This is a genomic window from Myxococcus vastator (assembly GCF_010894475.1).
GTDB classification, from domain to species: Bacteria; Myxococcota; Myxococcia; order Myxococcales; family Myxococcaceae; genus Myxococcus; species Myxococcus vastator.
Window position 1 is genome coordinate 16,944 of sequence record NZ_JAAIYB010000057.1, and the last position, 10,806, is coordinate 27,749.

At 70.9% G+C, this 10,806-nt stretch carries 7 protein-coding genes; all 7 read right to left on the reverse strand.

Going from position 1 to position 10,806, the window contains the following annotated elements:
- Positions 1 to 4 precede the first annotated feature (4 nt).
- Entirely contained in the window at positions 5 to 3,316 is a 3,312-nt protein-coding gene (locus G4D87_RS08560; RefSeq protein ID WP_163780772.1) for a glycoside hydrolase family 2 TIM barrel-domain containing protein, read from the reverse strand.
- On the reverse strand, positions 3,313 to 4,683 hold the full coding sequence (locus tag G4D87_RS08565) for a GH1 family beta-glucosidase (RefSeq protein WP_163780774.1): 1,371 nt from the start codon (positions 4,681 to 4,683) through the stop codon (positions 3,313 to 3,315). The genes G4D87_RS08560 and G4D87_RS08565 overlap by 4 nt, the downstream gene beginning before the upstream one ends.
- The gene (locus G4D87_RS08570) at positions 4,664 to 5,659 is read right to left on the reverse strand and encodes an ABC transporter ATP-binding protein (RefSeq protein WP_163780776.1); all 996 of its coding nucleotides are present in this window, start codon (positions 5,657 to 5,659) and stop codon (positions 4,664 to 4,666) included. Before G4D87_RS08570 ends, G4D87_RS08565 begins: the two co-directional genes overlap by 20 nt.
- Entirely contained in the window at positions 5,656 to 7,416 is a 1,761-nt protein-coding gene (locus G4D87_RS08575; RefSeq protein WP_163780778.1) for a dipeptide/oligopeptide/nickel ABC transporter permease/ATP-binding protein, read from the reverse strand. Before G4D87_RS08575 ends, G4D87_RS08570 begins: the two co-directional genes overlap by 4 nt.
- Entirely contained in the window at positions 7,409 to 8,389 is a 981-nt protein-coding gene (locus tag G4D87_RS08580; RefSeq protein ID WP_163780780.1) for an ABC transporter permease, read from the reverse strand. Before G4D87_RS08580 ends, G4D87_RS08575 begins: the two co-directional genes overlap by 8 nt.
- Positions 8,390 to 8,394: 5 nt before the next feature.
- Positions 8,395 to 10,035: an ABC transporter substrate-binding protein gene (locus tag G4D87_RS08585; RefSeq protein ID WP_163780782.1), complete on the reverse strand. Its 1,641-nt coding sequence runs from the start codon at positions 10,033 to 10,035 to the stop codon at positions 8,395 to 8,397.
- Positions 10,032 to 10,806 (reverse strand): glycoside hydrolase family 16 protein (locus tag G4D87_RS08590; protein WP_163780784.1); only part of this gene is annotated, 775 nt, incomplete at its 5' end. The genes G4D87_RS08590 and G4D87_RS08585, both read right to left, overlap by 4 nt.

The window sequence follows — 10,806 nt, forward strand, 5'->3', positions numbered from 1 at the left end:
TCCGTTAAAGAGACAGGATGGCATACGCGCCCACCTCGAATTCGCGGCCCTCGAGCCCCTGGTCGAGCGCCGTCGCATTGAGCCCTTCCGAGTACTGGTCCAGCATGCGCACCAGGCCGCGCAGGCCGAAGCGCGTCGTCACCGTCCCCATCACCGGGCGCTTGAGGCCGTAGGACAGGTCTCCGCCGAGCTGGATGGGATAGGTGAGGTTGAAGACGCGGTGGTAGTCATACGGGCCCCAGTTGTTGAAGTGGAGCTGCGTGGTCAGCATCAGCGTGTCCCACAACACGGAGGCATCCACGCCAAAGCGCCGCACCTGCCGGTCGTCCTCGCCGGAGGACTGGTTGCTGCCAGCGAAGGCGGCGCCGAAGATTCTCAGCCGCTGCATCGGGTTGGTCACCACCCGCAGCGTGGCCTCCCATTCGTCCCGGGCGGGCGGCGCGTTGCCGAAGGCCACCATGCTGCCGTCCGCGAGGATGGCGATGCCCGCGTCGCGCGACGTCGGCTGTCGCCGGTACACCAGGTCCAGCCCCGCGGCGAAGGGCGCGTCCTCGCGCATGTCGCGGTCCCACTGCCAGAACCAGGTGCCGGGCGTGGGGTCGAAGGTGAGGAGCAGCTCGGCGCCCAGCGTCTCGCGGTTGTCCAGGACGGTGAAGGCATCCACCAGCACGTTGCGCGGGCGCACGCCGGCGAAGTACCGCCCCGTCTCCGGGTCGAACGCGTCCTCGATGCGCGGGTTGGGCCCGATGAGGGGCTTCTGGTACAGCAGGTTGGGCGACACCTGGAACGAGCTGCCGACCTGCACCACCGCGCCGGCCTGTCCGCCGAAGTGGTTGCCACGGCCGCTCTCGCGCAGGCTCCAGCCCGTCAGCAGGATGCCCTGCTCCGGACCGCCGTCCGCCACCAGGCCTCGGTAGGAGCCCTGGAGGAACGTGCGCACCGCGCCCAGGTCATACGTGAGGCGGGCCTTGGCGCCCAGGGTGTCGAGCATCTGGATTTCGTCCCGCAGCACCTCGTAGCCGCTGTTGAGGTAGCCAGGGCCGGCGGTGGGGCGTGACCAGGTGAACTCCTCGCCCACGCGCTGCGGGGCCGCGAGGATGCCGCCCACCTCCAGTGACATGGGCCCCTTCGTCCAGCCCAGCGACAGCGTCGACCTGCGCGCCACGCGCTCGCGGATGACGGAGGCGGTGAGCTGGGTGGCGCCCCGGGCGATGTCCTCCTGGTGCATCAGCGTCAGCGTCACCGGCCCCACGTTCCGCCGGTACTTGGCGACGATGGACGGGTTGGCGCCCCAGTAGAGCTCCGGGCCCACCGCCACCTTGAGGCCCTCCAGGTGGTTCTTCCCGGTGAAGACGACGCCGAAGGGCGCGTTGCCCTTGTAGATGTCCAGGGCGGGGCCGTAGTTCGCCTCGCGGTACAGGCCGAAGAAGTCGCCTTCCTCGCCCCAGTGGAAGTGGGCGGTGCGGTAGAAGCCCTCCAACTGGAAGTCCGCGCGGTCCAGCTTGAACTCGGCCTGGTACAGCGCGAGCCGGTCCAGGCCCAGCGGCTGCTGTCCCGCCGGGTTGCCCACGCCGGGCACGGGGGCCTGGCCCACGCCGTTGGCCGTCGCGGGCGCGGGGGGCGTGCCGCGGTTCTCATAGAAGATGTTGTTGAGGCGGTTCTGCGCCACGTTGCCCACGACGTTGAACGAGGCGCGCCCGTACACGCCCGAGGTCGGCTGGAGCGCCAGGTCGAAGAAGACGGACTCGGTGTGGTCCGCGGACACCTGGTTGGGCCGCACCGTGGCGATGCTCCCGCGCGACAGCGAGCTGTCCATCATCAGGCGCAGGTTGGAGACGCGCACCGCGCTGAGGTCATCCGCCCGGGCCAGCGCGATGGACGACTCATAGCCTCGCGACAGCTCCGTGGGGCGGATGGACGCGAAGTGCTCGCGGATGGTGTCGGGGTTGGTGGTGGGGGCGTACGGGTCCATGCGGAAGGCCGCCTGGAGGACGTAGTACGCCGTACGCGGCTGGAGGCGCGCGATGCCGGCCTCGTCCTCGGGGCCCAGCGCGCAGATGCCGAACCACTCCTCGTTCATGTTGTTCTGGCCGGCCACGAAGTCGGACTCGTAGCCGCCGTTGGGCCAGGACGCGGTGGTGTCGTGGATGGAGAGGTTGGCCTCCTGGTTGTACTTCCACCAGCCGTCCACCCACTGGAACACGAAGCCGCCCAGGGCGTTCTGCGCGCGGCCCTGCCCGTAGGCCTGGGAGTAGATTTCCTCCCACTGCTTGCGCAGGTACTCGGCCTGCGCCAGGTGGTCCTCGCGGCCGGCCTTGGCGTCGTAGGCGTCCGCGCCGAACTCGGTGAACATGACGGGCTTGTTCAGCTTGCGCAGCACCTCGTCGAACAAGTCCCGGGCGGAGGGGCCGCGGTAGACGTTGGAGCCCAGGATGTCCAGTTCGGGCATCAGCCGTGCGATGAGGTCGATGTACTGCAAGTCGCCATTGGCGATGGAGACGGGGTGCAGCGTGTCGCGCTGCTTGATGGTCCGCACCGCCTCGCCCATCAGCGAATAGAGGTGCTCCGCGCGGGCGGTGTCCTCCTGGCCGGGCAGCGCCTCGATTTCGAAGCTGGTCCAGTGCAGGCCGTAGTTGTTCTCATTGCCCAGCATCCACATCAGCACGCCGGGCACGTCCCGGTACTTCTCCACCTTCTGCGCCAAATCGGTGAGCAGCGCGCGGCGGTGGTTCGGGTTGGAGTAGTCCGTGTTCGGCACCATGACGCCGTCCACGTTCGTGCCGTAGCGGCCCATGAGCGGGTTCACCACGGTGTAGATGCCGTAGTTCTCGTGGATGTACGTCACCCACCGCGGCGGGATGTCGTCGAACTGCCGGATGGCGTTGACGCCCATGTCGCGCAGCAGCGTCATCTCGCGGTGCAGCACCGCGCGGATGAAGTCCTCCTGCTGCGTCCACAGCGAGTACCGGTAGTTCTCCCCAATGGGCGTGTAGCCCCAGTTCATGCCGAGGATGGGGAAGTCCCGGCCGTTGACCTGGAGCTTGAAGCCGCGCTCGTCCTGGTGGACGCGGACCGCCTGCGCCGCCGCGTTGACGGTGACGGGGGGCACCCGCACCACCGGCGCGTCCAAAGCAGGCGCGGGCGTCTGGGGCACCACGGGCTTGTCGGCGGCCGGCTCGGTGGCGGAGGGCTCCGCGGGTTGGGGCCCGGCCACCGTCGGTGTCTGCGTGGGGGGGACCGCGGTCTCCGGCCCGCTGGGCGGCGGCACCTGGCCCAGCGTGAGCGCGAGGCTGGTGACGAGGAAGAGGGCGTTCACGCGGCGAGCTCCACATCCAGCCCGTTCTTCTCCACCAGGGCCTTGTAGAGGTGAGCGCTGTCCTTCGGGATGCGGCGCTGCGAGTCGTAGTCCACGTAGACCATGCCGAAGCGCTTCTGGTAGCCGAAGGCCCACTCGAAGTTGTCCATCAGCGACCACGCGAAGTAGCCCGCCAGCGGCACGCCCTGGCGGATGGCCTCCAGTGACGCCTCCAGGTGCGAGCGCAGGTACGCCACGCGCTTGTCGTCATGCACCTTGCCGTCCTCGCTGGGGCCGGTGGCGTAGGCGCACCCGTTCTCCGTGATGTAGAGGGGACCGGGCCGGTAGTGGGTGTGCAGGTGCACGAGCAGCCGGGTGAGGGCGGGGGCGTACACCTCCCAGTCCATGTCCGTGCGCTCGGGCTCGGGGTGCACGGTGCGCGGCGCGTTCCGCGACTCCGGGATGCGGTCGCTGCGCATGATGGCGCGTGAGTAGTAGTTGATGCCCAGGAAGTCGGTGGGGACGGCGATGGCGGCCAGGTCTCCGTCGCGCACGAAGGGCAGCGTGGACGAGGCGAGGTGCCCGTCCTTCACGTAGTCCTCCACCACGTCCTCCGGGTAGCCGCGGCCGTAAAGCGGATCCAGGAACCAGCGGTTGAAGCTGCCGTCATGCCGGCGGCACGCCTCCGCGTCCTCGGGGCTGGGAGACGCGGGCTCCGCGGGCGACAGGTTGAGGGTGATGCCCACCTCGGCGTTCTTCACGTTGGCGCGGATGACGGGCACCGCCTGGCCGTGGGACAGCAGCAGGTGGTGCGCGGTGGCCAGCACCTCGCCCCAGTTCTTGTGGCCGGGGGCATGCTCGCCGTTGCCGTAGCCGAGCACGCTGATGCACCAGGGCTCGTTGTGGGTAATCCACCGCTTCACGCGGTCACCCAGCTTGCGGCTCATCACGTCGGCGTACTCGACGAAGGCGCTCGCGGTGTCACGCGCCGGCCAGCCGCCCTGGTCTTGAAGGGCCTGCGGCAAGTCCCAATGGTAGAGCGTGACGAAGGGCTCGATGCCCGCGTCCAGCAGCCCGTCCACCAGCCGCGAATAGAAGTCCAGGCCCGCGGCATTCACGGCGCCGCGCCCGGTGGGGAGCACGCGGGGCCAGGCCACGGAGAAGCGGTAGGACTTCACGCCCAGCCAGCGCATCAGTTCCACGTCTTCGCGCCAGCGGCGGTAGTGGTCGCACGCGACCTTGCCGTCCGAGCCGTCGCTGATTTTTCCAGGGGTGGCGGCGAAGCGGTCCCAGATGGACTCACCGCGGCCGTCGGCGCTGGTGGCGCCCTCAATCTGGAAGGCGGAGGTGGCCACACCCCACAGGAAGTCATTGGGGAACTGCCGCATTGTCGGAGGCTCCTTTCGAGGATTCGAGGTGGCAGCGGACCGTGTGGTCCGCGGCCTGGACGTGAGAAGGGGGAAGGGTGCTGTGGCAGCGCGCGTCCGCATGGGGACAGCGGGGCGCGAAGGGGCAGCCGAACACCGGCATGGGGCCCGTGGCGGGCCGCACCGGCAGCGGCGTGTCGAGGAAGTCCGCGCCATCCGGCACGGCGGACAGGAGCAGCCGGGTGTACGGGTGCCGGGGCGCGGCGAGCACGTCCGACGTCTTGCCGGACTCCACGACGCTGCCCGCGTACAGCACCAGGACGCGGTCGGCCAGGTGACGCGCGCTGGCCAGGTCGTGGGTGATGAAGAGGATGCCGATGCCGCGCTCGCGCGTCAGGCCGCGCAGCAGCTGGAGCACGCCCCGGCGCGTGGACACGTCCAGCATGGAGGTGGGCTCGTCCGCGATGATGACGTCCGGCTCCACGGCCAGCGCGCGCGCCACGGCCACGCGTTGCCGCTGGCCTCCGGACAGCTCATGCGGGTAGCGCTGAGCGAGCTGCTCCGCGGGCGTCAGGCCCACGGACTCCAGCAGGGCGTGGACGCGGTCCTTGAGGCTGGCGCGCGTGGCCCGGCGGTGGCGCAGCAGGGGGCGCTCCAGGTGGTGGGCCACGGTGTGGACGGGGTTGAGCGAGGCGAAGGGGTCCTGGAAGACCATCTGCACGCGGCCCCGGTACGCGAGCGACGCGCCGCCGCGCTCCACGGTGAGCACGTCCTCGCCGCCCAGCCGCAGGCTCCCGGCGTCCGGCGTGTCCAGCCGCGCCAGCACCCGGGCCAGGGTGGACTTGCCGCTGCCGGACTCGCCCACCAGCGCGACGATTTCGCCGCGCTCCAGGGTGAAGGACACGCGGTTGAGCAGGGTGCGGCGTGAACGGGAGAGGAAGCCGCCCACGGGCACCGTGCGCAGCAGCTCCGAGGCCTCCAGCAGCGGGGCGCTCATCGTCCACCTCCCTGCGCGGTGGCCGGGGCCGTCGTGCGCTCCGAGGCCGCCAGCGCCACGTCCGCGGGCACCTGCGCGTCCGCCGCGCTCAGGTGAGGGAATGACGACAGCAGCAGGCGCGTGTACGGGTGGCGCGCGTCCGTGCGCAGGCGCTCGGCGGTGTCCACCTCCACCAGCTTGCCGCCCTGGAGGATGCCCACGCGGTTCGACAGCGCGAGCAGCAGCGGCAAATCGTGCGTGATGAAGAGCACCGCGAAGCCCAGCCGCTGCTTCAGCTCCAGCACCCGCTGGAGCAGCTCCTTCTGCACCACGACGTCCAGCGCGGTGGTGGGCTCGTCCATCACCACCAGCTTCGGCTCCAGGGCCAGCGCCAGGGCGATGCCCACGCGCTGCCGCATGCCACCGGAGAGCTGGTGCGGCCACGCGTCCACCAACTGCGGCGCCAGCCCCACCATGGTCAGCAGCTCCCGGGCGCGGGCGTGGGCCGCGGCGCGGGTGGTCCGTCCGTGGGCCGCGAGCGTGTCGTGGAACTGGTCCCCCAGCGTGAGCACCGGGTTGAGCGCGCTCATCGCGCTCTGGAAGACCATGGACACCTGGCTCCAGCGGTACGCGCGCAGCGCGGTCTCATCCAGCGCGGTGACGTCCGTGCCATCCAGGAGGATGCGGCCCTGGGGGATGCTGGCGGCGGGGGGCAGCAGGCGCAGCAGCGCGTAGCCCAGCGTGGACTTGCCGCTGCCGGACTCCCCCGCCAGGCCGAACACCTCACCGGGCGCGATGTCGAAGGACACCGAGTCCACCACCCGCGAGGGCCCACGCTCCGTGGCGTACTCGATGCACACGTCGCGGAGGCTCAGCAGGGCGCCGGACGGCGGCGCCGCGTCCGCCGAGGAGGACTGCGTCGAGCGCACGGCGGTGGTCGCCACCGGCGGCGCCTTCAGGGCCGGGTTGGTCACCTCGTCGATGGCGGAGCTGAGCAGCGTCAGGGAGAAGCCGACCAGCGCGATGCACACGCCGGTGGGCACGAAGACCCACCAGGAGCGCGTGAGCAGCGCCGCGTCGTTGCCGGCCCAGTAGAGGTTGGTGCCCCACGTCACCGCGCCCACGTCGCCCAGGCCGAGGAACTCCAGGCCCACCTGCGCGCCCACCGCGTACAGCGTGTTGCCGATGAAGGACGAGCCCAGGAGCGACGCCATGTTGGGCAGCAGCTCTCGGACGACGATGCGCGCGCGGCTCTCCCCCGCGACGAAGGCGGCGGAGACGAAGTCCCGGTTGCGCAGCGCCATGGCCTCGGCGCGGAAGACGCGCGCGTTCCAGGCCCAGCCGGCCAGCGACAGCACCACCACCATGCGGAACGGGCCGGAGGGCAGGTAGGCGCCCAGGACGATGGCCAGCGGCAGGCCGGGGATGACCAGGAACACGTTGGTGGTGAGCGTCAGCACGTCATCCACGCGGCGGCCCAGGTACCCGGACGTCACGCCGATGAGCGCGCCCATGAGCGTGACGAGCGCGCCCACCGCGAAGCCGATGGCCAGCGTCTCGCGCGCGCCCACCACCGTCTGCGCCAGCACGTCCTGCCCCTGGCCCGTCGTGCCGAACCAGTGCGCGGAGGAGGGCGGCTGGTGGGGACGGCCCACCAGGTCCGTGGGGTCCATCACCAGCCAGGGCCCGACGAGCGCGAGCACGATGAAGCCCAGCAGGATGCTCCCGCCCACCGCCGCCTTGCGCTGGCGCAGCAACCGTCGAAGCAAGTCACCCATGGGCGCGGGTCCTCGGGTCCAGCCACAGACACAGCAGGTCCACGGCGAAGTTCGCGGCGAGCACGGCGAAGGTGATGGTCAGGAAGAGCCCCTGCATCAGCGGGTAGTCCTGGTTGCGCACGGCCAGGATGAGCAGGTAGCCGGTGCCCGGGTATGAGAAGACAATCTCCGTCAGCAGCGAGCCGCTCAGCACGAAGCCCAGCGCCATGCCGAAGCCGGTGACGTTGGGCAGCAGCGCGTTGCGCGCGGCGTAGCGCAGCATCACCTGCCGGGGTGGCAGCCCCTTCGCGTGCGCCAGCCGCAGCGTGTCCGTGCCCAGCGTGGCCACCATGGTGTTGCGCATGCTCAGCATCCACCCGCCCAGCGTGGCCCCGACGATGGAGGCCGCGGGCAGGAAGGCGTGCCGCGCCACGTCCGCCGCGAAGGTGAAGGACAGCGCCGGCTCCAGGTCATGGGAGTACGCGTGCCGCAGCGGGAACCAGCCCAGCCCGAACCCGAAGAGGTACAGGGCCAGCATGGCCAGCCAGAAGTAGGGGAAGGCCCCCAGGAAGGCGAGCGCCGGCGCCACCGTCGCGTCCAGCCACCCGCCGCGGTTCCACGCCGCCAGCACGCCCAGCATGGAGCCCACCGTGAAGCTGATGACGACGGCGCACCCGGCCAGCCCCAGCGTCCACAAGAGGCCGGTGCCAATCACCTCGGACACGCGCGCCGGGTAGTACGCGTAGGACAGGCCCAAATCACCGCGCAGCAGGTGCTTCAGGTACGTGGCGTACTGCACGTACCAGGGCGCCTCCGTGAAGCCGAAGGCGGCGCGCAGCGCCACCATGGCCTCGGGCTGCACGCGGCCCTCGAAGCGCGCGAACATGGCGGACGCCGGATCGCCAGGCGCCAGCCGGGGGATGACGAAGTTGAGCGTCAGCGACGCCCAGGCCGCCAGCAGGTAGAAGCCCAACCTCCGCAGGACGTAGGCCATGGTGCTCAGGGCTCCCTCGGGGCGAGCGTCGTCAGCACCAGCAGGCTGTCGGGCTCGGCATGGGGGGACAGGCGCGCGTAGGGGTTCTGCTCGGTGGGAAAGCCGGTGAAGCGCCGCGAGTTGGACTCGCCCCAGGACGGGTTGGGGAAGAGCGGAATGGACGGCGCCAGCTCGGAGTAGCGCCGCTGCACCGCCGCCATCAGCGCGTGCTGCGCGTCCTCGGCGTCCTCGCGCTCGAAGCGCGTCAGCAGCGCGTCCGCCTCCTCATCACCGAAGCGGTGCCAGTTGGCCGCCGCCACCTCGCCCACCGGGCGGACGGTGCGCGGGGACAGCTGCCACTTGTAGAAGGTGTACGGCGTGGGGCCGTCCAGGGACCAGGCGATGGCCAACTGGAACTCGCCCTTCTGGAGCCGCGCGTACCACGCGCCGAACTCGTAGGTGCGCAGCTGCGCCTGCACGCCCAGCTTCCGCAAGTCCCGCGCGACCACCTGGCCGGCGCGCACCCAGTCGGACCAGCCGCCCACCACCTCGATGTCCAGCGACAGGGGCTGGCCGTCCGTCTTGCGCCGCAGCCCGTCCGGGCCTTCCTTCAAGCCCGCCTCGTCCAGGAGCCGCTTCGCCGCCGCCAGGTCGTGCTTCACCCAAGCGCCCTGGGCCGCGTCCGCGTCGCGCCACGCGGTGTACGCGTCGTTGAGCGCGGTGGCGTCCGCCGGCCGCGTGTAGCCGTACATGGCGATCTCCACCAGCCGCTCGCGGTCCAACGCCATGCTCAGCGCCTTGCGCACGCGCACGTCGTCCAGCGGCGGCAGGGTGGTGTTGGGGTAGAGGAAGACGGTGCTGCCGTAGAGCGGGAACCAGCGGCCGTGGTGCTCAGGGTCCCTGGCGATGAAGGTGCGGTCCACGGCGGGGACGAAGTTGCCCGCCCAGTCCACCTCCCCCTCCACCAGCGCCAGGTTGGCCTGGTCATTGGTGGGGAAGGCCAGGAAGCGCAGCGCGGAGACCGCGGGCTTGCCGGGCTGCCAGTAGTGCGGGTTGCGGCCCAGCTCGTAGACCTGGTTGCGGAAGACCGTGACTTCGGTGAAGGGCCCGGTGGCCACCGGCCGCGGGTTGGTGAACGTCACCGGGTCCGCCACCGTCTCCCAGACGTGCCGGGGGACGATGGGCTGCTGCGCCAGCTCCGCGAAGCCGGGGATGTAGACGCGGGAGAACTGGAAGGCCACCGTGTGCGCGTCCTCCGCGCGCACGTCCTCCACGAAGCGCCACACGCCGCCCGCGTCCAGCGCCGCGTGCTGCTTCAGCAGTTGGAAGGTGAAGGCCACGTCGTCCGCGGTGAAGGGCTTTCCGTCCGACCAGCGCACGCCGGAGCGCAGGGTGAAGCGCAGGGTGAGGCGGTCCTCGGACCACGCGTGGCCGGTGGCCAGCCAGGGCGTCCACTGGCCCACCGCGGGGCTGAAGATTTCAAGGCACTCGTAGACGCCCGCGCGCGTGGGCCAGCGCGAGCCGGCGCCCGCGAACAGCGGGTTGAAGTTGCGCACCCAGGCGCTCTGTTGCTCCACGGAGACGAACAGCACTCCGGGCGGCCGCGGGCGGGGCTCCACCTTGCAGGCCACCAGCAGGAGTGTCAGCGCCCAGAGCGCGGCCCTCACGTGGGCCTCGCGTAGACGCGGACGTAGTCCACCTTCATCTCCTGGGGGAACACCGTGTCCCGGCCCACCGGGCCCACGAAGGTGCCGCCCACGGCGACGTTGAGGATGATGAAGTGCGGATGGTCGAACACCCAGCGGGCGCCCTCGGGGAGCTGGGCGGGCGTCGCCTCGAAGAAGGCAGTGCCGTCCAGGAACCAGCGGATGCGGTTGGGCTCCCACTCCACCGCGTAGACGTGGAAGTCCTCGTTCAGCCGGGCGCCGCTGACGACGTAGTCCTGGCCGATGTTGTCGCCACCGGAGTACCCCGGCCCGTGCAGCGAGCCCCGGAGGATGGACGGCAGCTGGCCCCGGTACTCCATGATGTCGATTTCGCCGCACTCCGGCCAACCGACGGTGCCGATGTCCGCGCCCAGCATCCAGAAGGCGGGCCAGATGCCGCGGCCCACGGGCAGCTGGATGCGCGCCTCGATGCGGCCATACGTGGGCTCGTAGCGGCCCTGCGTCCGGATGCGCGCGGAGGTGTAGTCCCGGCCGCTGTAGCGCTCGCGGCGCGCGGTGATGACCAGGTTGCCGGCGCCGTCATGCGCGGCGTTCTCCGTGCGGTCGGTGTTGAACTCCAGCTGCTCGTTGCCCCAGCCGTGTCCTCCCACGTCATGCACCCACCGCTCGGGTGAGGGCGGCGTGCCCTCCGTGCCGTCGAACTCGTCCTGCCACACCAGCTCCCAGTCCGTGCTGGGCTGCGGGTTGCTGTGGGGCGGCGGGGGGCCAGGG

What these genes read in the sequence shown, in the direction of transcription:
- G4D87_RS08580 (WP_163780780.1), bottom strand. Translation starts at nt 8,389, where the DNA reads ATGGCCTACGTCCTGCGGAGGTTGGGCTTCTACCTGCTGGCGGCCTGG.
- G4D87_RS08565 (WP_163780774.1), bottom strand. Translation starts at nt 4,683, where the DNA reads ATGCGGCAGTTCCCCAATGACTTCCTGTGGGGTGTGGCCACCTCCGCC.
- G4D87_RS08570 (WP_163780776.1), bottom strand. Translation starts at nt 5,659, where the DNA reads ATGAGCGCCCCGCTGCTGGAGGCCTCGGAGCTGCTGCGCACGGTGCCC.
- G4D87_RS08575 (WP_163780778.1), bottom strand. Translation starts at nt 7,416, where the DNA reads ATGGGTGACTTGCTTCGACGGTTGCTGCGCCAGCGCAAGGCGGCGGTG.